Origin of the sequence: Ferrimonas kyonanensis DSM 18153, assembly GCF_000425405.1 — a bacterium.
GTDB lineage: Bacteria > Pseudomonadota > Gammaproteobacteria > Enterobacterales > Shewanellaceae > Ferrimonas > Ferrimonas kyonanensis.
In genome coordinates this window covers 121,703-143,635 of sequence record NZ_AUDJ01000014.1, presented here as the reverse complement: position 1 = coordinate 143,635, position 21,933 = coordinate 121,703, and the positions used below count along the sequence as shown (strand labels likewise).

22 protein-coding genes are annotated in these 21,933 nt (G+C 56.9%); 4 read left to right on the top strand and 18 right to left on the bottom strand.

What is annotated here, in order from left to right:
* Positions 1-468, top strand: coding sequence for a thioredoxin-dependent thiol peroxidase (gene bcp / locus H598_RS0106440; protein ID WP_028112283.1), 468 nt, complete (start codon positions 1-3; stop codon positions 466-468).
* A 64-nt stretch (positions 469-532) separates the two neighbouring features.
* Here the strand turns inward: bcp and H598_RS0106435 are convergent, their stop codons facing one another.
* Positions 533-850: a cytochrome c3 family protein gene (locus tag H598_RS0106435; RefSeq protein ID WP_028112282.1), complete on the bottom strand. Its 318-nt coding sequence runs from the start codon at positions 848-850 to the stop codon at positions 533-535.
* 261 nt (positions 851-1,111) lie between these two features.
* Positions 1,112-1,993, bottom strand: a complete 882-nt coding sequence (htpX, locus tag H598_RS0106430) for a protease HtpX (RefSeq protein ID WP_028112281.1) — start codon at positions 1,991-1,993, stop codon at positions 1,112-1,114.
* A gap of 493 nt (positions 1,994-2,486) precedes the next feature.
* Between htpX and pepE the strand changes: the two genes are divergently transcribed.
* Positions 2,487-3,194: a dipeptidase PepE gene (gene pepE / locus H598_RS0106425; protein WP_028112280.1), complete on the top strand. Its 708-nt coding sequence runs from the start codon at positions 2,487-2,489 to the stop codon at positions 3,192-3,194.
* Between the two features lie 45 nt (positions 3,195-3,239).
* Here pepE and cobB read toward each other — a convergent pair whose 3' ends face one another.
* Positions 3,240-3,965 carry a Sir2 family NAD+-dependent deacetylase gene (cobB, locus tag H598_RS0106420; RefSeq protein WP_028112279.1) on the bottom strand — a complete coding sequence of 242 codons (726 nt, stop codon included), beginning with the start codon at positions 3,963-3,965 and terminating at the stop codon, positions 3,240-3,242.
* Between the two features lie 250 nt (positions 3,966-4,215).
* On the opposite strand from cobB, the gene fur reads away from it, so the two are divergent.
* A complete protein-coding gene (gene fur, locus H598_RS0106415; protein WP_028112278.1) occupies positions 4,216-4,638 on the top strand; it encodes a ferric iron uptake transcriptional regulator in 423 nt (140 codons plus the stop codon).
* A gap of 101 nt (positions 4,639-4,739) precedes the next feature.
* Here fur and glnS read toward each other — a convergent pair whose 3' ends face one another.
* From glnS to H598_RS0106400, 3 genes are all read right to left on the bottom strand, one after another.
* On the bottom strand, positions 4,740-6,413 hold the full coding sequence (gene glnS / locus H598_RS0106410; RefSeq protein WP_028112277.1) for a glutamine--tRNA ligase: 1,674 nt from the start codon (positions 6,411-6,413) through the stop codon (positions 4,740-4,742).
* A gap of 284 nt (positions 6,414-6,697) precedes the next feature.
* The gene (gene feoB / locus H598_RS23530; RefSeq protein WP_035415554.1) at positions 6,698-8,941 is read right to left on the bottom strand and encodes a ferrous iron transport protein B; all 2,244 of its coding nucleotides are present in this window, start codon (positions 8,939-8,941) and stop codon (positions 6,698-6,700) included.
* A 3-nt stretch (positions 8,942-8,944) separates the two neighbouring features.
* Positions 8,945-9,175 carry a FeoA family protein gene (locus H598_RS0106400; protein ID WP_028112276.1) on the bottom strand — a complete coding sequence of 77 codons (231 nt, stop codon included), beginning with the start codon at positions 9,173-9,175 and terminating at the stop codon, positions 8,945-8,947.
* Positions 9,176-9,539: 364 nt separating this feature from the next.
* On the opposite strand from H598_RS0106400, the gene H598_RS0106395 reads away from it, so the two are divergent.
* Positions 9,540-10,148 (top strand): acetate uptake transporter, encoded by a 609-nt coding sequence (locus tag H598_RS0106395; RefSeq protein WP_028112275.1) that lies wholly within the window; start codon positions 9,540-9,542, stop codon positions 10,146-10,148.
* A gap of 50 nt (positions 10,149-10,198) precedes the next feature.
* Here the strand turns inward: H598_RS0106395 and H598_RS0106390 are convergent, their stop codons facing one another.
* The 12 genes from H598_RS0106390 to H598_RS0106335 form a co-directional block, all read right to left on the bottom strand.
* A complete protein-coding gene (locus H598_RS0106390) occupies positions 10,199-10,837 on the bottom strand; it encodes a Crp/Fnr family transcriptional regulator (protein WP_211227274.1) in 639 nt (212 codons plus the stop codon).
* Between the two features lie 118 nt (positions 10,838-10,955).
* A complete protein-coding gene (locus H598_RS0106385) occupies positions 10,956-12,038 on the bottom strand; it encodes a hydrogenase large subunit (protein WP_028112273.1) in 1,083 nt (360 codons plus the stop codon).
* Positions 12,035-12,559: an NADH-quinone oxidoreductase subunit C gene (locus H598_RS0106380; RefSeq protein ID WP_028112272.1), complete on the bottom strand. Its 525-nt coding sequence runs from the start codon at positions 12,557-12,559 to the stop codon at positions 12,035-12,037. The genes H598_RS0106385 and H598_RS0106380 overlap by 4 nt, the downstream gene beginning before the upstream one ends.
* Complete coding sequence (locus H598_RS0106375) at positions 12,556-13,068, bottom strand: 4Fe-4S dicluster domain-containing protein (protein WP_028112271.1); 513 nt, start codon at positions 13,066-13,068, stop codon at positions 12,556-12,558. Before H598_RS0106375 ends, H598_RS0106380 begins: the two co-directional genes overlap by 4 nt.
* Before the next feature lie 8 nt (positions 13,069-13,076).
* Positions 13,077-13,505 carry an NADH-quinone oxidoreductase subunit B family protein gene (locus tag H598_RS0106370; protein ID WP_028112270.1) on the bottom strand — a complete coding sequence of 143 codons (429 nt, stop codon included), beginning with the start codon at positions 13,503-13,505 and terminating at the stop codon, positions 13,077-13,079.
* 13 nt (positions 13,506-13,518) lie between these two features.
* Complete coding sequence (locus H598_RS0106365) at positions 13,519-14,478, bottom strand: respiratory chain complex I subunit 1 family protein (RefSeq protein ID WP_028112269.1); 960 nt, start codon at positions 14,476-14,478, stop codon at positions 13,519-13,521.
* Positions 14,471-18,244, bottom strand: a complete 3,774-nt coding sequence (locus H598_RS0106360) for a proton-conducting transporter transmembrane domain-containing protein (RefSeq protein ID WP_035415552.1) — start codon at positions 18,242-18,244, stop codon at positions 14,471-14,473. Before H598_RS0106360 ends, H598_RS0106365 begins: the two co-directional genes overlap by 8 nt.
* A gap of 229 nt (positions 18,245-18,473) precedes the next feature.
* Positions 18,474-19,688 (bottom strand): 4Fe-4S binding protein, encoded by a 1,215-nt coding sequence (locus tag H598_RS0106355; RefSeq protein WP_028112267.1) that lies wholly within the window; start codon positions 19,686-19,688, stop codon positions 18,474-18,476.
* 218 nt (positions 19,689-19,906) lie between these two features.
* The gene (gene hypB / locus H598_RS0106350) at positions 19,907-20,647 is read right to left on the bottom strand and encodes a hydrogenase nickel incorporation protein HypB (RefSeq protein WP_028112266.1); all 741 of its coding nucleotides are present in this window, start codon (positions 20,645-20,647) and stop codon (positions 19,907-19,909) included.
* 29 nt (positions 20,648-20,676) lie between these two features.
* Positions 20,677-20,913 (bottom strand): DUF8180 domain-containing protein, encoded by a 237-nt coding sequence (locus tag H598_RS0106345; protein WP_028112265.1) that lies wholly within the window; start codon positions 20,911-20,913, stop codon positions 20,677-20,679.
* Entirely contained in the window at positions 20,906-21,118 is a 213-nt protein-coding gene (locus H598_RS0106340) for a CooT family nickel-binding protein (RefSeq protein WP_028112264.1), read from the bottom strand. Before H598_RS0106340 ends, H598_RS0106345 begins: the two co-directional genes overlap by 8 nt.
* Positions 21,111-21,908: an ATP-binding protein gene (locus H598_RS0106335; RefSeq protein WP_028112263.1), complete on the bottom strand. Its 798-nt coding sequence runs from the start codon at positions 21,906-21,908 to the stop codon at positions 21,111-21,113. Before H598_RS0106335 ends, H598_RS0106340 begins: the two co-directional genes overlap by 8 nt.
* Between the last annotated feature and the right edge of the window lie 25 nt (positions 21,909-21,933).

Genomic DNA, 21,933 nt, shown 5'->3' with positions numbered 1-21,933 from the left:
ATGAATCCATTACAGGCGGGCGCGGATGCCCCACAATTCGAACTCAAGAACCAACACGGCGACGTCGTTTCCCTGGCCAATTTCCCCGGCAAACGGGTGCTGGTGTACTTCTACCCGAAAGCGATGACTCCAGGGTGCACCACTCAAGCCTGCAGTTTGCGTGATTCCAAGGCCGAACTGGCAGCCCTGAACACCGTCGTGCTGGGCATCAGTCCAGATCCGGTTAAACGGCTGGCTAAGTTCATCGAGCGGGACAATCTCAACTTTGATCTGCTCTCCGACGAAGATCATGCCATCGCCGATGCCTTTGGTGTCTGGGGACTGAAGAAATTCATGGGACGGGAATACGACGGCATTCACCGTCTCAGCTTCCTGATCAGCCCAGAGGGCAAAGTCGAGCACCTGTTCAATAAGTTTAAAACCAAGGATCACCATCAGGTGGTGCTGGATTATCTGGCGGCTCACTGAGTCTCAACACTCAGACACGCACAAAAAAACCCGCCAATCGGCGGGTTTTTACTGTCACACCAACTTAGTTAGCGGTGCGGCCGTCATCATGACAGGCATCACAGGTTGGGTGTTGACCCACTTCCTGCTCATGCACCATGTGACAGTCGGTGCACTCCAGCATACCGTCGTGGGCCGGGTGTGGCGCTTCCATGTCGGCCAGGCCGCCATGACAATCCGCACACTGAGCCGCTTCATAGGCGCCGTCTTCAGACGGAGCACCATCGGCATGACAGGTTTCACAACCGGACATCTCGGCATGCATATCGGCAATGACATCGGCAGCAGATACACTGAATGCCAGACCCATACCAAAGAACACGCACAATAATTTCTTAAACATTTATCTCATCCTCACACGCTGTCAGGGCAGTGAAAAACCCGCCCCATTTTTTTTATCCCCAATTAACCTAGTTGATCGCCATCAACCACGCAATTGAAAGGCGGGCTAACTTTATCAGTTGAGAGGGTGGAAAAACGGTGGTCAGATCAAAAAAGAACGTAATTCTTGGCCTTAGACATCTAATTTTACAAAGGATTCGGTTTCAGTTCAGAAAACGAAAACAGGCAGCGAATGCTGCCTGTTTTCTGAGCTAAGCCGGTATTAGCCGTTGGCCTGAAGTTGGGCAATCCGCTTTTCCAGAGGCGGGTGACTCATCATCAACTCGCTCATGCTGCGCTTGCCACTGATGCCAAAGGCCGCCATGGTCGCCGGCATCTGGCTCTCCTGACCACCACGCAGACGCTCCAGCGCCGCAATCATCTTATGGCGTCCCGCCAGCGCGGCACCGCCGGCGTCAGCCCGAAACTCACGCTGACGGGAGAAGTACATCACGATAAAGGACGCCAGGATACCGAAGACGATCTCCAGTACCATGGACACCAGAAAATAGGTCATGTAACTGGCTTCCTCACCGCTGCCCTCTTCATCTCCGGACGACAGCACATTGCTGACGGTACCGGCAATCAGGCGGGCGGCAAAAATCACGAAGGTGTTCACCACCCCCTGAATCAAGGCCATGGTCACCATATCGCCGTTAGCGACGTGGCTGACTTCATGGGCCAACACCGCCTCGACCTCATCCCGGTTCATGCCGTACATCAACCCGGTAGAGACCGCCACCAGCGAGTTATTGCGGCTGGGACCGGTAGCAAACGCATTCATCTCTGGCGCGGAGTACACCGCCACTTCCGGCATCTTGATTCCAGCCTGCTGGGCCTGACGAGCCACAGTCTCCATCAGCCAGGTCTCAGTTTCATCCCGGGGCTGGTCAATCACCTGCAGGCCCATGGAGCGCTTGGCCACCCACTTGGACATCTGCAGTGACAGAATTGAACCACCGAAGCCAAACACCGCCGCCAGCACCAGTATGTAAGGAATGCTGTTGTGCTGAATGCCCAACGCCGAGGTCAGCAGGGTCAGTACAATACCCAACACCAGCACTACCGCCAGGTTGGTCGCCAGGAACAAGAGTACGCGTTTCATCTATTCTCCTAAAAAGACACGTCATCAATGGCTCACACAGGGTGAGTCATCCTATAGACAACAGATGGGGGCGAAATATCTCTGATTCAAGTCACATTTTTCCAAGTAAAAAACTGACGCACACCTCGAAATTCCCGATCTGGACCGAAAACAGGGCCATGCTCTCAGCAATAACCGCGATGGGAGGGCGATCAAAATTCAGAGGAAAAAAAGCCACCGTTTGGGGCGGTGGCTTTCTGGTGGTTTGGGAAACCAATTCACACTTCGAAATACAGTATATGCCACTTTCAGCACTCTTCAACCACAAGATGCGGCATTATCCGACAGTTGGGCTATAATGATATAACCAAATACTATTCGAACTCCGGCGAGTTGGCACCTGGCCCTATCTTTTTGATCCCTAAAGAGTTTTCCACTGGTCGTTTTTCTTCGGGACATCCGTCGATTTTCGTCTTATTATCAGGCGGATAGCGTGAAATAAGGAATTCGCTCCATGAGTCAATCAATGTTATTGCTAAGCAGCTCCCGCGTCGATGACACCCCCTACCTGAGCCATGCCCTTCCCATGCTGGAAAAGCTGGTAAAACCAGGCAGCCGGTGGTTGTTCATTCCCTATGCCGGAGTCAGCATCAGTTACGACGACTACCAGCAACGGGTTGCGGAAGCCTTAGGTTCCCTGGGATGCCAGGTATGCAGTGCTCACGAATGCCCGGATCCGGTGGCAGCACTGGAAGAGGTCGACGGCATCATGGTCGGTGGGGGCAACACCTTCCACCTCTTGCACGAACTGTACCGTCACAACCTGGTTGAGGCGATTCGCGACAAGGTCAAAAACGGCATGCCTTATGTTGGCTGGAGTGCCGGTTCCAACGTGGCCGGCAAGTCGATTCGCACCACCAACGACATGCCAATCATTGAGCCGCCCAGCTTTGATGCCCTGGCTCTGGTTCCGTTCCAGATCAACCCACACTACAGTGACTATCAAGCCCCAGGCCATAACGGTGAAACTCGAGCCCAGCGTCTGCAGGAATTCACCTGCATTGACCCGCTGTCTCCGGTCGTGGGCATCTGCGAAGGCTCAGCCATTTTCCGTCAGGGCGATGCGCTGGTCCTCAAAGGGGACAAGAGTGGTTACCTGTTTGAAGGCACCACCCAGAAGGAAGAGATTCAACCAGGCAGCGACATCAGTTTCCTACTGTAATTGCCTGCCGCTAATAAAAAAGGGCCTCGTGGCCCTTTTTTGTTTCTACACGATCTCCGTCAATGGCACTCCGCGGGCCAGACAGTCCGCCAATCGCGGCACCATTTCGCTGGCCTTACCCCGCAGATGATGCTGAAACTGACTTTGAACCTCGGACGGCTCGAGGTTGATCTCCAGGGTCTGAGCATGCCCCTGGCTGGCCATGTCGACGAAGCCTGCAGCAGGATAGACGGTGCCCGAGGTGCCGATGGCCACAAACAGGTCGCACCCGGACAGGGACTGATAGATCTGGTTCAACTGCAGCGGCATCTCTCCGAACCACACCACATGGGGGCGCAGTATCTCCGCAGGGATACAGCAGGTGCAGCAATTGTCGGCGGCAAACGGCATCACCATGGGAAACACCTGTTGACTGCGGGGACAGCGGGCCTTGGCCAATTCACCGTGCATATGAATGACCCGGCGACTGCCGGCCCGCTCATGAAGGTTGTCGATGTTCTGGGTAATCAGAGTCAGCTCAATCCCATCTCTGGCCTCCAGCTCAGCCAGGGCACTGTGGGCCGCGTTGGGTTGAACCTGAGCATCGCCTAGCTGCTGCCAACGGGCATTATAGAACTCCCGTACCAGTTCTGGGTTGCGCTCATACCCCTCCGGCGTGGCCACCTCTTCGATGCTGTGCTGCTCCCACAGGCCATCTTCGGCACGAAACGTCTTCAGACCCGACTCCGCCGAGATCCCGGCCCCGGTGAGCACCACTATCTTCATTGCCATCCTTCCATCCCTGATTTTTGCACGCCTTTGTCATCTTAACCGTCGCTCCCGACAAGGGCGATCGATTTTTGACGTTTGCCTTCACTTTCAGTTTGCCGTATTTTCAAACGCATCGGGCTCATTTTTTGCCACAATGAGCATCGAATCGCAAATCCTTGCAATATCGAAGGTTTAATGTTGCGGACAAGCTACCTATAATGGGTCTAATTACAAAGTGTCAGAACCCTCTGACTTTATGCAAGAGACTGCCATGACGGACGAAAACCAAGCACTAAAAAAAGCAGGCCTGAAAGTCACCCTGCCACGGGTTAAGATTCTCGAGCTGTTGCAGCACCCGGGCAATCAGCACATCAGTGCCGAAGACCTGTATAAATTATTGCTGGACCAAGGAGAGGAGATTGGACTGGCCACGGTATACCGCGTACTGAACCAGTTCGATGACGCCGGCATCGTCACTCGCCACCACTTCGAAAGCGGTAAGGCGGTATTTGAGCTGGCCAGCCAGCATCACCACGACCATCTGGTCTGCCTCGATTGTGGCAAGGTGATTGAGTTCAGCGACGAGACCATTGAGCAGCGTCAAAACGAGATTGCCATGAAGCACAACATTAAACTGACCAACCACAGCTTATACCTGTACGGCGTCAGCACCGATGGCAAGTGCGACCATTAAATAGACCGGCAGTCTTGTAATAACGGACAAGCACAAAAAAGCGGAGCCTGTGGCTCCGCTTTTTTGTGCCTGAAAGGGCCCTGACAACGGGCCCATCCAGATTAACCGCTGATTTTGGCCCAAGTATCACGCAGACCAACGGTGCGGTTAAACACCAGCGCGTCGGCGCGGCTGTCGACGCTGTCGGCGCAGAAGTAGCCGACCCGCTCAAACTGGAACGCTTGCTCGGCTTGCGCCTGTTTCAGGCTGGTCTCGACAAAACCACGCTTCACCACCAGAGAGTCCGGGTTCAGCACCGCTTCGAACTCCTCCGCTGCACCGGGATTTTCCACGGTGAACAGACGATCGTACAGGCGGAACTCGGCTTCCAGGCCGGCACTGGCAGACACCCAGTGAATCACCCCTTTTGGTTTCACACCATCGGCAGGATCCACACCCAGGCTGTCCAGATCCACGGAACAGTAGATGGTGGTTACCTCACCATTCTCGTCCTTGTCGACGCGCTCTGCGGTCAACACGTAGGCACCGCGAAGACGCACTTTCTTCCCGAGAACCAAACGCTTGAATTTCTTATTGGCTTCTTCCCGGAAGTCATCACGCTCAATCCAGACTTCCCGACTGAACGGCACTTCACGGCTTCCCATGGACTCATCTGAAGGGTGGTTTGCCACGTTCAGCACCTCCACCTTGTCGGCAGGGTAGTTTTCCAGTACCACCTTAACCGGATCCAGCACCGCCATGGCCCGGGGCGCATTGACGTTCAGGTCATCGCGCACGCACGACTCCAGCGAGCCCATCTCAATGGTGTTTTCCTGCTTGGTAACACCAATGCGCTGACAAAACTCCCGAATCGACGCTGGGGTATAGCCTCGGCGACGCAGGCCAGAGATGGTCGGCATACGCGGGTCGTTCCAGCCATCCACCAACTTGTCGGTCACCAGCTGATTCAGCTTGCGCTTGGACATAACGGTGTATTCCAGGTTCAAACGGCTGAACTCATACTGGCGAGGCTGACATTCAATGCTGATGTTTTCCAGCACCCAGTCATACAAGCGGCGGTTGTCCTGGAATTCCAGAGTACACAGAGAGTGGGTAATCCCCTCGAGGGCATCGGAGATGCAGTGGGTAAAGTCGTACATCGGGTAGATGCACCACTTATCACCGGTCTGGTGGTGGTGGGCAAACTTAACCCGATACAGTACCGGATCCCGCATCACCATAAAGGAGGACGCCATGTCGATTTTGGCCCGCAGGCAGACCGTGCCCTCTTTGAACTCACCGGCACGCATCTTTTCAAACAGTGCCAGGTTCTCTTGCGGGCTGCGATCCCGGTACGGGCTTGGCTTACCGGCCTGAGTCAGGGTACCGCGGTATTCACGAATCTGCTCCGGAGTCAGTTCATCCACGTAAGCCAGACCTTTATTGATCAGCTCAACGGCGTACCCATACAGCAGCTCAAAATAGTCTGAAGAGTAGTGGATGTCTCCGTGCCACTGGAACCCCAGCCACTGCACGTCCTGCTTGATGGACTCGACGTATTCGACGTCTTCCTTTTCCGGGTTGGTGTCATCGAAACGCAGATTACACAGACCATGATAATCCTTGGCAATGCCAAAGTTCAGGCAGATGGACTTGGCATGACCAATATGAAGATAGCCGTTGGGCTCTGGCGGAAACCGGGTCTGAACAGCAGAGTGTTTGCCCGAGGCCAGATCGGCATCAATGATATTGCGAATAAAGTTGCTTGGACGAACGTCGTTGTCCGGCTGGGTCATGGTTGCCCTCGACTAACTGCAAAAAAACGTATAAGGGGACTATGATCCACTATCAGGGGGATCGGAGCAAGACCCAAAACTCGCTCCCACGGTGACTTTTTTGGCTTTTTGGCCAACATTTGCGCCCAACGGCCAAACTGATCGCCCAAAGCCAGAGCTGGCAGGGTTTAACCGGCTAAAAATCCCCGGGTTCCACGACACCGCAGAAACCAAAAAGGCAACCCGGAAGGGCTGCCTTTTGCATCTGTCATCGTAGCTCGGCGCCGGGCGCGCCGCTCATGACATTACTCTTTAATGGCCACCGGAATGTCACCGACACCCATCTGGCTCTTCTTGCCCACACGGCGCAGGTAAGCGATACCAGCCACCACCAACACCACGATGGTACCGATGTGGAACAGGGCATGAGCCGGCTCTATCGCCAGTCGGGACGCCTGATAGAACAGGGTCGCAGTGGCATAGGCCAGGGCGAAGGTGTATACCGCACTGAACGCAGTCCAGCGGCTGCCAAATTCACCGGCCATGGCACCCAAGACCGCAGCACACGGAGTGTACAGCAGGATGAACAGCAGGTAAGCAAAGGCGGCGGCGCGGGTTTCGAAGCCGGCTTCCAGGTTGCTCAGGGTCGCGGCTTCAAAGCCAAACTCTTCTGCCATGGCGTCGGTATCGTGGGCATCACCGATGTTCAGGCCCAGAGGATCGTCCCAGGCAATACCAAACATATTTTCCGGAATGGTCGCCAGACCTTCGTTCACGGCGCCCAGCAGGCTGTATTCACCGCCCTCTTCCTCACCGCCCTGGCTGTACAGGCTGTTCAAGGTGCCGACAACGGCTTCCTTGGCGAAGATACCGGTGATGACACCAACGGTCGCTGGCCAGTTGTCTTCCTTAATGCCCATGGGGTCAAACAGCGGCGTTACCACCTGGGAGGCGGCAGACAATACTGACTTATCCGAATCCTGGTTACCGAAGCTGCCGTCGGTGCCCATGGAGTTGAAGAAGCTGAGGATGGTCACCACGATCACGATGGTTTTACCGGCGCCCAGAACGAACTGCTTGGTGCGCTGCCAGGTGCGGCGGCCAATGGCGCCCAGGGTTGGCATCTCATAATCCGGCAACTCCATAAAGCCCTGGCTAGCCTGGCCCGGCAGCAGGGTATGACGCAGCAACAGGCCGGTCAGGATTGCGGCAACAATGCCCACCAGGTACAGCACAAACACCAGGTTCTGACCGTTATCCGGGAAGAACGCCGCCACAAACAGGGCGTACACCGGCAGACGGGCACCACAGGACATGAACGGCGCCATCATGGCGGTGACGATACGCTCACGCTTGGTATCCAGAGAACGGGTGGCGGTCACCGCAGGAACGTTACAGCCGAAACCGACAATCAGCGGCACAAACGCCTTTCCGGGAAGGCCAATCTTCTGCATCACGCCTTCGATTACAAAACCGGCGCGGGCCAGGTAACCGGACACTTCCAGAATGCTCAAAGCGATGTACAGGAATGCCACCACGGGAATGAAGGTTGCGACGGTCTGAATACCGGCACCCACACCGTCGGACAGAATGGCCGACATCCAATCTGGCAGGCCGGCATTGCCAATCAGCAGCGCGGTGCCATCGACAAAAATGGCACCGGCGACGATGTCGAAGAAATCGATGAACGCCGCCCCGACATTAATGGCGAACATAAAGGTCAGATACATCATGCCCAGGAAGATGGGCACCCCGGTCATGGGGCTAAGGGCGTACTTATCCAGCTTCTCGGTGACCGAGTGATAGATGCTGGGCTGAGACACGGTCTCACCAACCAGGTCACCGATAAATTGATAGCGTCGATCGGCAATGTGCTCCGCCGGGCTGAGATCCGCAGCAACCAGCTTGTTGTAAGCCTGTTGAGCATCGGCATCACTCTGTGACAGCAACTTACTGATGGCACGGGCACGGATGCCGTCGAGACGAGTCAGTTCCTGCTCAATGCTGGCATCAATGCCAATGGACAGCACCTCGCCGGCAGGCTTGGCGGCCATCTCGGCCAGCGCCTGTTTGACCAGCTTCGGTCCCTGCTCGCTTTTGGCACTGATCTGAACCACTTTGCAACCCAGCTTGGCAGACAAAGCCTGGGTGTCGACCTCGACACCACGACGCTCGGTCACGTCGCCCTTGTTCAGCACCAACAGCATCGGCACATCGAGCTCGCGCAACTGGGTGGTCAGGTACAGGTTGCGCTCCAGCTGAGACACATCCACCACATTGATCAACAGATCAACGTCGCTACCCAACAGGTAATCGCGGCTGATCTTTTCATCAATAAAGCCTTCGCCATCCGCCGCTTCCAGATCGTACAATCCGGGCAGATCGGTGATTTCCACCTGAACGCCGTCCAGATCCAGTTTGCCGACCTTTTTATCGACGGTCACACCGGCCCAGTTGCCCACGGACACATTGTTGCCCGTCAGTGCGTTAAACAGGGTTGATTTGCCGGAGTTCGGATTACCGACAGCAACACAACGCATAGTAGTCATTCGTTATCCCTCTACGTGAATCTGCGCAGCCAGACGATTGTTCAGGCACAAGCTTGCACCCCGAACTTTAAGTTGTACTGCGCCACCCAAAGGTGCCGAACGTACCATCTGCACTTCACTGCCTGTTGTGAAGCCCAGTGCCATCAAGCGGCGCTTCAGGGTCAGAGGCATGCTCTGATCACCCAAACGCTTCACACTTGCACGTTGTCCTAACCCCAACTCCGATAAAACCATTGTGCTACCTGTATCTAAATGGGAATTGATTTCATTTACAGTCAAGTATACACAAGGAAATACAAAAATCCTTGACCTAGCTCGCCGTTTTGCACCTCAAATAATAATAATTCCTATTTTATTAAGTTGTTCGGCCTGTTTTTTTTATTGCCGCTCTGGCCAATGCGATTCCAGTGGATAAACCGGGATCTGGGTCACAGGCAAAAAAAGGCATGGCGAATGGAATTCAAAGTTTTGCGACTCCCCTCAATTTGCTGGTACAGCCGTGACCCCTGTCACATCGAAAAATCAAATGACCATTTTATAATCCGCCACTAATTCAGGCGTTTGCGCCAAAATTTATTAACATAGTTTAGGTAAACTCATGACACAAAAGATTGCAAACCCGGCCCCACTGGGGCTGATGGGGTTCGGCATGACCACTATCCTGCTTAACATCCACAACGCAGGATATTTCCCTATCGATAGCATGATCCTTGCTATGGGTATCTTCTTTGGTGGCATCGCTCAGATCATTGCCGGCATTATGGAGTACCGCAATGGCAATACTTTTGGCACCACGGCCTTTACCTCCTATGGCTCTTTCTGGCTGACTCTGGTAGGGCTGATTCTGATGCCAAACATGGAAATCGGTGTGGCCGGCAGCCCGCATCACTTCATGGGCTGGTACCTGAGCCTGTGGGGCCTGTTTACCGGCTTTATGTTTATTGCCACCCTGGCAAACTACCCTCGTGCCAAACAGTTTATCTTTGGCAGCCTGACCGTGCTGTTCTTCCTGCTGGCGGCTCGTGACTTCACCGGCAGCGCCCTGCTGGGCACCATCGCCGGTTTCGAAGGCATCGTCTGTGGTGCCAGTGCCGTCTACCTGGCAATGGCCACCATCATCAACGGCGAGTATGGTCGCACCATCATGCCCATCGGCGAACTCAAGCGTCCAGCCGCCGCCCAGGCCAACGTGGCCATGGCCCACTAAACTGGCTTGCAAACAAAAAAACCGGCTCAGTGAGCCGGTTTTTTTTACCTTCAGATATCATCGCCTTCCAGCAGACTCCTGAGCGTTTGCGGCTCAGGCATTCGGTAGCGGCCGCGGCCTAACCGAACCAGGTGGCCCTCTTTGATCAGCGTATTCAGCAGCGACGACGCGGTTTGTCTGGTGGTGCCGATCAACAAGGAGATCTCCTCCATATTGAGGTCGCAGCCAAACTCGGTGCCGGTTTCCGTGTGCTTGCCCTGCTCGTCCGCCAGCGACAGCAAGAACTCCACTAACCGGTAACGAACATCGTGGAACATGATCCCCTCGATAACATCCAGAGTGCCGCCCAGCACCTGACCGAGAATGCCGGTCATCACCAGCGACACCTCAGGAAAGCGCACCACCTCCTCCCGAAACCGCGCCACGCTGATGGACATGATGGTCGCCTCTCTGCAGGCCTCAATCATCACCCGGGTATGGGTACTGAACAGATCCCCCGGCTCCAGAAAGCACAGAGTAAACTCCTTGCCCTCGTAGGAAAGGAAGATCCGCAGTCGCCCGGACACCACGATAAACACCTCATTGCTTTGCTGCTCCGGCGAGCTCACCAGGTTGCCGCGGGCAAACTGACGCGCCTGAAAGCCGGAAAGAAAGCCTTTGTATTGAGGCGCCTTTAACAGTTCAATCATGTTGAACCTGGACAGTCTCATTTTTGATTGCACCACCGCGCTCCTGTGTTCTTCCCTATGTGCCCTGGCCGCTAGCCGAATGGCTGGATGATGACAAGCCGCTTCGCTCTCCCCGGCACTACCGCTCTGTGCATGAAATGCAAGGATCGATGCTGTTCACCATCAACGGCACATCGGCGATCTTCTCCCCGGCCATCATGGTCTGCAATGCATCCCAGTTGGGGTAGCTGGGTACCCGCCACTTGAGACGTTCCGGCTTGTCACTGCCATCGGTGCGCAGATAATAAATTAACTCTCCCCGGGGTGCCTCACTTTTTGCGATCGCTTCCCCGGCGGGAATGCTGGGCAACGTAGTGATGGCAATGGGCCCCTGGGGCAGCTTGGCCAGGCACTGCAAGATCAGATCCAGCGCCACCAGCACCTCATCGATACGCACCATGGCCCGCGACCATACGTCACCGCCACTGCGGGTCTGAATCTCCATATCCAGTTGATCGTAGATGGCGTAACTGGCCTGGACCCGAACGTCGTACGCCAGACCCGACGCCCGCGCCACCGGCCCCACCAAGCCGTAGTCCTTGACGTCCTCCAGAGTCAGCACCCCAACCCCCTGAGTTCGCGACACGATGAAGTGGTCGCTGTTGTACAGCGCCTTAATCTCCTCCACCGCCGGTATCATTCCCTGAACCTTTTCGGTCAGGTATGCCACCTTATCGGCATCCAGGTTGTATTTCACCCCACCGATGCAGTTGGCGCCCAGATCCATGCGGTTGCCGTACACGGTCTCTTTGACGTCCTGCATCACCTCCCGGGTTTCCAACACGTGCATAAACAGAGAATCAAAGCCGATGATGTGGGCCATGATCCCCACATTAAACAGGTTCGATGCCACCCGCTTGACCTCATCGGCGATCACCCTCAGGTACTGGGCCCGCTGCGGCACCTCAATGCCACCGATGGTTTCCAGGGCCATGCAATAAGTGGTCGGGTGGCTGTTGGAGCACAGGGAACACAAGCGTTCGGTCAGGGTAATGTTCTGGTAGAAGTTTCGCTTTACCGCCAGGTACTCCAGGCCTCGATGCACATGGCCGGCGGTGATGTCGATGCCCTTGATGGTTTCCCCCTCCACCTCGACTTTGAAGTACATGGGCTCTTCCAGAGCCACATGCAAAGGGCCCACAGGTACCTTATAGCTGCTCATTGCGTGTCTCCCTTGGTGATCATAATTTTTTCCCACAACGCCTTGGTACTGGCGGCATTAACCAGATCGGAATAGGGAATGAAGCGTTGCAGCACCGCCGGGTCGATGTTTTCATCGATGAACAGGCGCCGAGGGTTCGGGTGACCGGTCACCTCGATTTGATACAGCTCCATAAACTCACGTTCATTCCAATCGGCATTGCGAAACACGCCGGTCAGCGACGGAATGATGCGCGGCGCGGCGTCCACCGTGACGGTGGCGGTCAGCGTGTCGCCATCCAGATCGAAGTGATAGGCAATTTCCAGCCCGTCAGGCTGCTGCTTAATCTGGTAGGCGGTAATGGTACTGAGGCGACCATCCAGTACTTTGATCAGGCGTGCCATCGGCAGGATCTGGGCCGCATCGCTCAGTCGGCACCAGGCCACGGTGACGCCTTTGCCATTGGTGCTCTGCGACCAGTCGGCCGGTTGGCTCAGGCTGTTGCCCAGGCTGGCAGCCACACTTTGAAACATCGGGGTCATAGCAATTCTCCTTTGGTCAACTGCCGAGCCGAGCGTTGGCGGCGGCAGTCCGGACATAAGCGGGACAGGGATTCAATAGCGGCGTTGGAACCGGCATACGCGCGGCCAATCAGGCGCTCGGTGGTAGGAACCATCGCCGTCTGGCACCCCTCACAAGGCAAGCGCCGCACCACCCCCTGCTCCACCATGGTGTACTTCTCCTGCTGCGGGTGCGCCAGGTGCCAGTCCTGGGTCATTTCAATGGCGCCGGGTACGCAGTAGTGCTCGCACAGGCCACAAAAGGCGCAGCTGTTGTGCCACAGGTGAAACTTCAAGCCCGCATCGGTTTCCTGAAAACGGATGGCACCACCGGCACACACGTACTCACACATGCGACAGCCGGTGCAGCGACTGGCATCAAACTCGATGCGGCCCCGCAGCGCCTTCGGCGTAAAGGTGTCGCCGAAAGGAAAGGGATCCGTAGACGGCCCTTTGAGCAGATTTCGAAACAGCAGTTTTACAATTCCCATGGGACCTCCTACAGCCGGGTTTTCCAGATTTCAATCGCCTGGGCAATGCCTTCGATGATCGCCTGCGGTCGCGGCGGGCAGCCGGGCACATTGACGTCGACATCGAAATAGCGATCGATTGGCCCTTCAATGGCATAGCTGTCCCGGAACACCCCTCCTGAGATGGGACAGATCCCCACCGCCACCGTGACCTTGGGGTCAGGAATTTCGGCGTACACCCGCAAAACCTTGTCTTTAACCCGGGCGGTCAACGGCCCGGTGATCAGTACAATGTCGGCGTGCTTGGGACTGCCGCAATACTGACACCCGAGACGCTCCACGTCGTAACGGGGAATGCAGGCGGTGGTCGCCAGCTCCACGTCGCAGCCGTTGCAGGAACCGGCGTTGATGCGGTACAACCAGGGTGAGCGCACCGCCGTGTTGGAAAACAGTTTCATAGATACCTCTCACTCATACGGTGGCCACCACCAGAATCAAACTCAGCACCCCAAGCAGCTCCGGCCATTTGAAATAGAAAATAAACGCCTGATCCATCCGCATTCTTCCCACCGACGCCCGCAGCGCGGTCTTGGCCAGCAGAAACAGGCCCAGGCATTTGAGCAGGTGCGTCAACAGCGGCCACAGCCCCTCCCCTACGGAAGGCCAGAACATCACTACCCCCAGGCTCAGCACCAGCATGGTCTTGAGGGTCGACATCAGCTTGAACATTGCCAACGCCGGGCCGGAATACTCCAGCAGCGGCCCTTCGAGAATCTCCGACTCCGCCTCAGGAATGTCGAACGGGGCCACCCCCAGGTTGGCCGGTATCACGCTCAGAAACGCCAGCAGGGCTGGCCACATCAATGGGTCGGTAATGAAGGCGCCGTGGCCCTGTTGCCAGGCCACCACCTCATTCAGCGACAGGCTGATCGGCTCCCCCAGACCCGCACCGGTACGAATGGCCACGCTGATCAGCACCAACAGCAACGGACCTTCGTACGCCAGCATCAACGACATCTCACGGGAGAAGCCGATGGCACCGAAGGTCGAGCCGGAGGCGGAGCCGGCCAACATGATGACGATGGCTGGCACCGCCAGCAGATACAGCAACACCAGCAAATCCCCCAGCGCCTGCGGCGGCTGATACATGCCGGGAATGGGCACCAGGGCGACGGCTACCATCATGGCGCAGACGCCGGCCGCCGGCAGGTACAGGAACAACCCGGTCATCGCCGGTTCCGGTACCATGGATCGCTTTTGCATCAACTTGGCAATGTCATAAAAAGGCTGCAGCAGCGGCGGACCGATGCGGCGCTGCAGGCGCGCCACCACAATCCGGTCTACCCCCTTGAACAGCAGCCCGACGAACAAGGCGCCCATCCCTAATGGCAGCACCCACAGGGGTGACAACAAGGCCAACAACTCACTCATGGTTCACTCCTTGAGATGGTTTGGTTCGTGTGATGGCGCGGATCAGCGCCTTGGGGGACTCATACAGGCTGGAGGCCGGCAGGTGAGCCTGTGCGGCATCGATGTCCTCAACCCCGCAGGCGTGCAAATGCACCCGCTGCCGCACAGGGTTACTGAGGCGATAGAAGCCCCAACAGCCCCAGGCCAACAGCGCCATTGCCAGCGTCAGGGTGGCTGGATGCCAGCCGCCATTGCCCGGCAGACCGCCAAACCAGCTGACGCTGATGCTTGCCATCCCCAGGGAGTCGATGACCGCCGCCACCGGCACCAGCACCATGCCGGGAAACGCACCGATGATCAGACTCACCACCATCAGCACCAGCATCGGCAGGCGCATGGACCAGTCCGCCTCCTTAAGGTGGGCCACCTTGGGGTTGAGCTGGCCCATAAAGGCCACATGGGCAAACTTCAATACCGCCGCCAGGGTAAACAGGCTCGACATCAGTGCCGCCAGACCCAGCAGGTAATGCCCGGACTCGAAACTGGCCTGATAGATCAGCCATTTCGACGCGAATCCATTCAGCGGCGGTACGCCAGACAGGGACAGGCCGGCGAACAGGAACACGCCGAAAGTCACCGGCATTCGTCGCCCCAGGCCACCCAGTTCGTCCAAGCTCTCCAGGTGGGCCTGTGCCAAAATCACTCCAGCAGCCATAAACAACATGTTTTTTAATAGCATGTGGTTAACGAAGTGCATTAGGCCCCCCGCCAGTCCCAGGGGCGACATCAGGGCGATGCCCAGCAAAACGTACGCCAGTTGACTGACGGTGCTGTAGATCAGCAGCCGCTTTATCCCGGTTTGAATCATGGCCATAGCCCCGGCATAGAGCAGGGTTACCGCCGCAATCACCGCCACGGCATACGTCAGCCAGGGCAATTCGGCAATGCCACCCAAACGGGCGGTGAGCGTGGTCACTCCCAACGCTGCGATGAACTTCAGTACCCCATAAGGGCCACTTTTCAGCAATACCGCCGAGATGTAACCACTGACCGGCGTCGGCGCCGTCGGCGGGTGCATCTGTACATCGATGCGCAGCGGCAACTGGGCCGCTTTCATCAACAGCCCGGCCATCACCAACACCAACGCCAGCGCCAGCCAGGAGACCGGCATGAAGGCAGTGGCGGCCTGGAGCGCCGCGAAGCTGAATGAACCGCTGTAGGCGGTCAGCATTACCACGCCCAGGAACAGGGCACTGGCCCCAACCAGGTTAAACAGGAAATATTTGAAGCCTTCGCCCAGGGCCTCTTCGCTCTCCTCGTGAATGATGACGAAATACAGCGTCCAGCTGCTCATCAGCTCCCAGAAAGCAAAGAAGTTAAACAGATCCTCGCTGGCGGTCACCCCCAGCAGGCCGCCGATCATCATCAGGAAAAAGAAGCTGAATCGGTGCGGGCTGTGGCTGTGGGCCATGTAGCCCTTGGCGTAACACAGGTTTGCCACCCCCATGGCGGCAATCAATATCGCAAACCACCAGGACAGCAGATCGTAGCGCTGAGACTCCAGCAACACTCCGGCCAGCGCCAAGGCCATCACTCCCAGGGCCGCCCAGCGGCTGCCGGGCAGTTGCCAGCGGCCCATCAGATACACCACGATGGCTCCACCACAGGCCAACAGGGCACTCAGCGGCCAGGCCATGGTGAGCGTCGGCACACTGATGGTGCCTGGTTCAGGCGCCAGCAGCGCCGCCGCCGGACGAACCCAGTTCACCACCGCGTCCGGAAACAGGCCTCCCAGCAGCACCAAACTCGCCAGCCCCACCAGGGCCAGTAGCATCGAGGCCGGAGCCTCGTTCACTCGGACCCTGCCCGGCTGGAAATACAGCACGCGAAACAGGCGCAGATAGTAGATGGCACCGATGACGCTGCCCAGCAGGATCGTCGCCGGCAACAGCAGTTGCCCGGCGGCGACAGCGGCATACAGCATCATGAACTTACTGAAGAAGCCACTAAACGGCGGCAGCCCCATGATCGCCAGCAAGCCCACCGCCATGCACAGGCCGGTCACCGGCATCTGCCGGGCCACTCCCGCCAGATCCGACAACCGCTTACTGCCGGTACGGTAGATAAAGGCGCCGGCGGCCAAGAACAGCAGGCTTTTAAACAGGGCATGATTGGCCAGATGCGCCAATCCCCCCACCAGGCTCAGATACGTTCCCAGGCCGAGGATGGCGGCAATCTCCCCCACCTGAGCCAGGGTTGAATAAGCCAGCATCCGTTTCAGGTTGTCCTGCCTGAGCGCCATGATTTCGCCATACAACAGGGTAATGACCCCCAGCAGGCTCAGCAGCAGACCGAACACACTCCAGTCACCGACTCGTCCCATCTCCATCAGGGTCGCGGTGCCAAACACCATCATGCCCAGTTTCAGCAAGCCAAACAGGCCCGCCTTGGTGAGAATCGCCGACATCGGTGCCGAAATCGAAGACGGGGCCACCGGGTGGGCATCGGGCAGCCAACTGTGCAGCGGCCACAGGCCGGCTTTCACCCCCAGTCCCAGCATAAAGCAGCCCAGGGCCACCCAGGCCACCATCGGTGACAGCTGCGCGACTCCGGCCGAGATCGCCGCAAACTCAAAGCTGCCGATCTGGGCGTGCAGCAACAGGATGCCAAAATGCATCACATAGGCCCCGCTGGCGCACATCAGGAAGTACTTTCTACCGGCACGCAAGGCAGAATCGCTCTGTGGGTGGATCACCAACAGATACGACGTCCAGGTCATCAACTCCCAGAACAGGTAAAAGTTGCCCAGGTTGTCGGCGGTGGCCACCCCGAGCAATGATCCCAGCATCAGCATCAGGAAAAAGTAGTAGCGATTGCTGTGAGCCTGCTGCTTCATGTAGGCGGCGGAGTACACCACCACCATCAGCATCACCAGGGCAAACAGCACCGCAAACAACCAGGATAAGCCATCAAGATCGGTTTGATTCCACACCAGTACCAGGGTCATCGCCGCCACCCCCTGGGCCAGCCAGTTTCGCAACCGGTGACTGAAATGGCCAAACACGTAGAGACCAAAACCACTTAGGTAGGGCAGCAACACCAAGGGGTGCCAGGGGGTTTCAAACGTCGGCAGGCCATCGGCCGCCGTCAGCCCCAGGTACTGGCCAATCCCGTGCAGCAAAGGCTCGGGATCCAGGCTCAGCAGCACCGTCATCGCCGCCAGTGACACCATCAGCAACCAGGAGCGACTGCCAAACGCCCACTCTCGCCAGCGCTGACCGTCCGCCTGGGGTCCAAAGCACAGAGCCTGAATCACCGTGATGGTGTACACCGCCGCCACCACGCTGGCCAGCGTCGCCGTCAGGGCCAGAGCCCAGTGCCCCAGATCCACCGCCGAATACAAAATAATGAACTTGCTGAATGCCCCTTTAAATGGCGACAGCCCCATGACAGAAAACAACCCAAAGCCCAACATCAATCGGGTCAGGGGTAACTGCGGCGCCACCTTGGCCACCTCGGTCAGATCGGCACTTCCGGCGCGACGAATCAACCGCCAGGCCGCCACGATCACCAGCAGTCGCATCACCACCTGCAGCGACAGGTGGAACCAGGCACCGGTCTCCCCCAGGGTGGTGTCCAGGCCCAAGCCCAATCCCAGATACCCCATCTCGGCGACGGTGGAAAACAGCAGCAACTTCCCCAGATTGCGATAATGCAACCAGGCCCATAACTCTCCGATTAATAACAGCGCGGCCCCTCCCCAGGCCCACACCGATAACTCACCCATAGCAATCCTCATCCAAGCAACAGTGCCATAGGGGCAGTGTCCGGTATGGTGAAGGGGATTTCTGTCAGCGAGCCGACAGCCGCGCCGGTATGTTGCCTAATCGTTGCCCCCATCACGCTTTTACCGAGGAGGCGGGTTTCGGCCGCCAAACACAAAAAAGCCTGAGCCCCTTCACAGGGACTCAGGCAAGGCTCACATTGAAACACTCAGTGAACGAAGAGGATCAGGCTCAGTGGCCTATCTGATGGATGTATTTCATTAACTCAATGCGGGTGGCATCACTGACCTGGCTATGCCAGAAGCCGCCGACATAGGCCACCAATGGCACTGCAAACATCAGCAACAACAGGATGATCAGCACCCCTCGAGCCGACAGGGTCTGCCCCCAGCGAGTCGACACCTGCAGCGCCTCTTTCTTAGGACAGGCCGCCACGCAGCGCATGCAAGCCTGACACTCATCGGAACGTACGGTGCTCTCGGTATGCACCTGGATTCGCGCAGGGCAAGCGCGAGTGCACTTATCGCACTTCATCCCTCGGGACTGAATCAGGCAGTGGTTGGTGTCCCGTCGCACCTTAAACGGGCTGAGGAAGCTCAGCAGCCCCAACAGTGCACCGTAGGGACACAGGTAGCGACAAAATGCCTGCTGTTGCCAAGCCGCCAGCCCCAGAATCACAGCAATGACCACCAGAGCGAGCACACTGGGATTAGCAAAAAACAGTCCCATTTTAAGGTCGGCTATCTTTTGATAGTTGCCATCGAGATAATAGGGCAAAGATTCCGCTGGCATACCAATTACGATGTAAAACAACCCCAATAATAAAAGGTATTTCAGCATTCTTAATGGCCAATCCAACCATTTTGGAGCCAAATAAGCGCCCTTAATAAAACGCACCCTCAAATCGTACAAATATTTACCAGCCAGACCTAAAGGACAGATCCAACCGCAGAATGCGCGCTTACAAATCAATCCACTTAATAATACTGAGGTCAGCATAACAGCCGCAGCTGGGTGGTTTTGGTCCCACAGGTTCAACATGATGATGGCTTTCAATTCGATGCCACCGGCAATCGGCAAAAACGCATCCACCACATCCGGTCGTCCCAATCCGGTTTCCACTCCCTGGCCCAGCAAACTGTAATACAGCACATACTGGATGCCCACCAACACCATCGCCAAGGACATCGAGTGATGCACCCAATCCCTTAGGCCATTCTCCCGTCCCTGGCCACGGGCAATCTCCGGTCGCCAATGGTGCAATGCGACCAGCGCCAGCATGGCAACCGCCGCCCCCAGCAACAGCGGCCAGTACAAGGTGAGCGCCAACGCCGTCACCATCAAGGCGGCGGTTAACAACAGTCCCCACTTCTGATTACTCCAATAGAGCAGGCTTAAAGAAAACACCAGGCCGAACATCAGAGTGATGGATTCGATTACAGTCATAATTCAGTTCTTAATAACAAGTCGTAATTATATTGAGTTCAAAATAGTCTTAACGTTCATCGCTTAGTGTCTATTCGTGACCATGATCAACAAAATAAAACCCATAAGAAAACAAACAATAAAAAGGCAAAAAAACAGAAATAACTTTATTTTTGGCAGCACAATAAGCGCCCACACAATATAGCCTGGGCGCCGATAATCATTGCCGTGAATTTACCCTATTTCTTCACTAACTCTGCCAACCACGCCAACCACGCTTCCAATCCCTGTCCGGTTTTTGCCGACACCTGCCACGCCGGTTGCGCCAGCCCCAGTTGCTCCAGATTGGCCTGCGCCCGGTGGGCATCAAAGTCATCGAAGTGGGCCAACAGATCGACCTTGGAGATCAGCACCCTATCGGCGCTGCGAAACATCACCGGATACTTACAGGGTTTATCGTCCCCCTCGGTGGCCGACAGCAACACCACATCCTGATGCTGACCCAAATCAAAGCTGGCAGGACACACCAGGTTGCCCACATTTTCAATAAACAGCAGGTCCAGTTCCGCCAACGGCAGATAATGCAGGGCGTTGTGCACCATGTGGGCATCCAGGTGGCAGGCCATGCCAGTGGTGATTTGCAGCACCGGCACCCCATGCTTGCGGATACGAGCCGCATCGTTCTCGGTCTCCAAATCCCCCTCGATCACCCCAACCCGAATGCCCATCTTCGCCAGTTCTGGCAGGCAGGCCTCAAGCAGTCGGGTTTTGCCGCTGCCCGGCGAAGACATCAGATTGATGGCCACGACCCGATGCTGGTCCAGGTGCTCGCGGTTGTGCATCGCCTGATGATCGTTTTCATCCAGCAACCCCTCAAGCACCTGAATGGTTCGCCGTCCCTGACTGTGTTCCAGTTTGCCCCCGGCCTCCAGCAGGTGGCGATTGCCCGACGTCACATTGCATCCACAGTTATTGCACATGGCTGACTCTCCTCTGCCTCCTGAACCGACTAGGCACTCTTGTCGGAGTAAGTGGTCACTGTGTCCTGAGCCTGCTGCAGGCGCTGACCGGTAGTTTTCATCTGCACCACCACATCGGCAATCGACTGTGCCAACTCAGTCAGTTCCTGAGCCAGCAACTGATGCTGCCACCGCTCCATTTCATTGATGTGCTCATCGTTATGCTGTTGCCAGTGGGGCAGCAACCGCTGCATTTTTTGCAGCAAAATTTGCCGTTCGTTACTCATGGTTGTCTCCTGATTTCTGTGGCTGTTCCAGCACGATCTGTCGTTTAAGAAAATCGGCGCTCACCAGCCGATAGCCAGACAGCTGGCGCGGGGGATCAAAAAAAGTGGTGATCACTAAGGCCTCTCCGTGCACTTCGATGCCGGTGACCTCTTCAATGGTCTCTGCCGACGTCGGGGTCACCAGCATCACACTGACGTTACACATGAGCCGCCTCCTCCATCCTCGGTACCAGGGCCAGCAGCGCCCGCTTGATGGCATCGACTTCCTCGATGAAGGGGCCGGAAAAATCAAACGGGGATTGGCCGGACTTATCGGCACGACGCAGGGTGTCACTCCAGCTCAATTGCCCCAGCAGGGTTCGCTTCGGGCCCAGAGCCTGACGAATAAACTCCAGGTCGTCGGGACCGTCGACCTTACTGGCCACAAACCCCACTCGGGCGATGGCCAGTTGCTGTGCCAACTGCTCTACCTGCAAGGCGGTCTGCACGCTGCGACTGCCAGGCTCCACCACCACCACCAGCAGATCCACGGCATCGGCGGTGCCCCGGCCCAGATGTTCAATGCCCGCCTCCATGTCCATGATCACCATCTCATCTCTGTCCAGCAGCAGGTGTCGCATCAAGCTGCGCACCAAGGTGTGTTCGGGACAGACACAGCCGCTGCCGGCATGGTCGACGGTACCCATTTTCAGCACCCGTACCCCCTGATGCTCCAACCAGAATTGCTGCGGCAGGTCGTCCACCCTGGGGTTGAGTTTAAACAGGCCACCGCTGTTCTGATCGGCGCCGGTGCGGGATCGGGCCAGCTCGGTCAACTTGGAAAACGGCAAGGGTTGCGGCGACCCGGCAGCAATTCCCACCGCCGCCGCCAGGTTGGCATCGGGATCGGCGTCCACCGCCAGCACCCGCAAGCTATCCTCGGCCAGACTGCGGGCCAGCAAGCCAGCCAGGGTGGTCTTTCCCACTCCCCCTTTTCCAGTAATGGCTATCTTCATGTTGCACCTCCACCCGGGAAGGCCG

Excerpts from the sequence above, each read along its gene's own strand:
- bcp (WP_028112283.1), top strand. The coding sequence starts at position 1 with ATGAATCCATTACAGGCGGGCGCGGATGCCCCACAATTCGAACTCAAG.
- H598_RS0106435 (WP_028112282.1), bottom strand. The coding sequence starts at position 850 with ATGTTTAAGAAATTATTGTGCGTGTTCTTTGGTATGGGTCTGGCATTC.
- htpX (WP_028112281.1), bottom strand. The coding sequence starts at position 1,993 with ATGAAACGCGTACTCTTGTTCCTGGCGACCAACCTGGCGGTAGTGCTG.
- pepE (WP_028112280.1), top strand. The coding sequence starts at position 2,487 with ATGAGTCAATCAATGTTATTGCTAAGCAGCTCCCGCGTCGATGACACC.
- cobB (WP_028112279.1), bottom strand. The coding sequence starts at position 3,965 with ATGGCAATGAAGATAGTGGTGCTCACCGGGGCCGGGATCTCGGCGGAG.
- fur (WP_028112278.1), top strand. The coding sequence starts at position 4,216 with ATGACGGACGAAAACCAAGCACTAAAAAAAGCAGGCCTGAAAGTCACC.
- glnS (WP_028112277.1), bottom strand. The coding sequence starts at position 6,413 with ATGACCCAGCCGGACAACGACGTTCGTCCAAGCAACTTTATTCGCAAT.
- feoB (WP_035415554.1), bottom strand. The coding sequence starts at position 8,941 with ATGACTACTATGCGTTGTGTTGCTGTCGGTAATCCGAACTCCGGCAAA.
- H598_RS0106400 (WP_028112276.1), bottom strand. The coding sequence starts at position 9,175 with ATGGTTTTATCGGAGTTGGGGTTAGGACAACGTGCAAGTGTGAAGCGT.
- H598_RS0106395 (WP_028112275.1), top strand. The coding sequence starts at position 9,540 with ATGACACAAAAGATTGCAAACCCGGCCCCACTGGGGCTGATGGGGTTC.
- H598_RS0106390 (WP_211227274.1), bottom strand. The coding sequence starts at position 10,837 with ATGATTGAACTGTTAAAGGCGCCTCAATACAAAGGCTTTCTTTCCGGC.
- H598_RS0106385 (WP_028112273.1), bottom strand. The coding sequence starts at position 12,038 with ATGAGCAGCTATAAGGTACCTGTGGGCCCTTTGCATGTGGCTCTGGAA.
- H598_RS0106380 (WP_028112272.1), bottom strand. The coding sequence starts at position 12,559 with ATGACCCCGATGTTTCAAAGTGTGGCTGCCAGCCTGGGCAACAGCCTG.
- H598_RS0106375 (WP_028112271.1), bottom strand. The coding sequence starts at position 13,068 with ATGGGAATTGTAAAACTGCTGTTTCGAAATCTGCTCAAAGGGCCGTCT.
- H598_RS0106370 (WP_028112270.1), bottom strand. The coding sequence starts at position 13,505 with ATGAAACTGTTTTCCAACACGGCGGTGCGCTCACCCTGGTTGTACCGC.
- H598_RS0106365 (WP_028112269.1), bottom strand. The coding sequence starts at position 14,478 with ATGAGTGAGTTGTTGGCCTTGTTGTCACCCCTGTGGGTGCTGCCATTA.
- H598_RS0106360 (WP_035415552.1), bottom strand. The coding sequence starts at position 18,244 with ATGGGTGAGTTATCGGTGTGGGCCTGGGGAGGGGCCGCGCTGTTATTA.
- H598_RS0106355 (WP_028112267.1), bottom strand. The coding sequence starts at position 19,688 with ATGACTGTAATCGAATCCATCACTCTGATGTTCGGCCTGGTGTTTTCT.
- hypB (WP_028112266.1), bottom strand. The coding sequence starts at position 20,647 with ATGTGCAATAACTGTGGATGCAATGTGACGTCGGGCAATCGCCACCTG.
- H598_RS0106345 (WP_028112265.1), bottom strand. The coding sequence starts at position 20,913 with ATGAGTAACGAACGGCAAATTTTGCTGCAAAAAATGCAGCGGTTGCTG.
- H598_RS0106340 (WP_028112264.1), bottom strand. The coding sequence starts at position 21,118 with ATGTGTAACGTCAGTGTGATGCTGGTGACCCCGACGTCGGCAGAGACC.
- H598_RS0106335 (WP_028112263.1), bottom strand. The coding sequence starts at position 21,908 with ATGAAGATAGCCATTACTGGAAAAGGGGGAGTGGGAAAGACCACCCTG.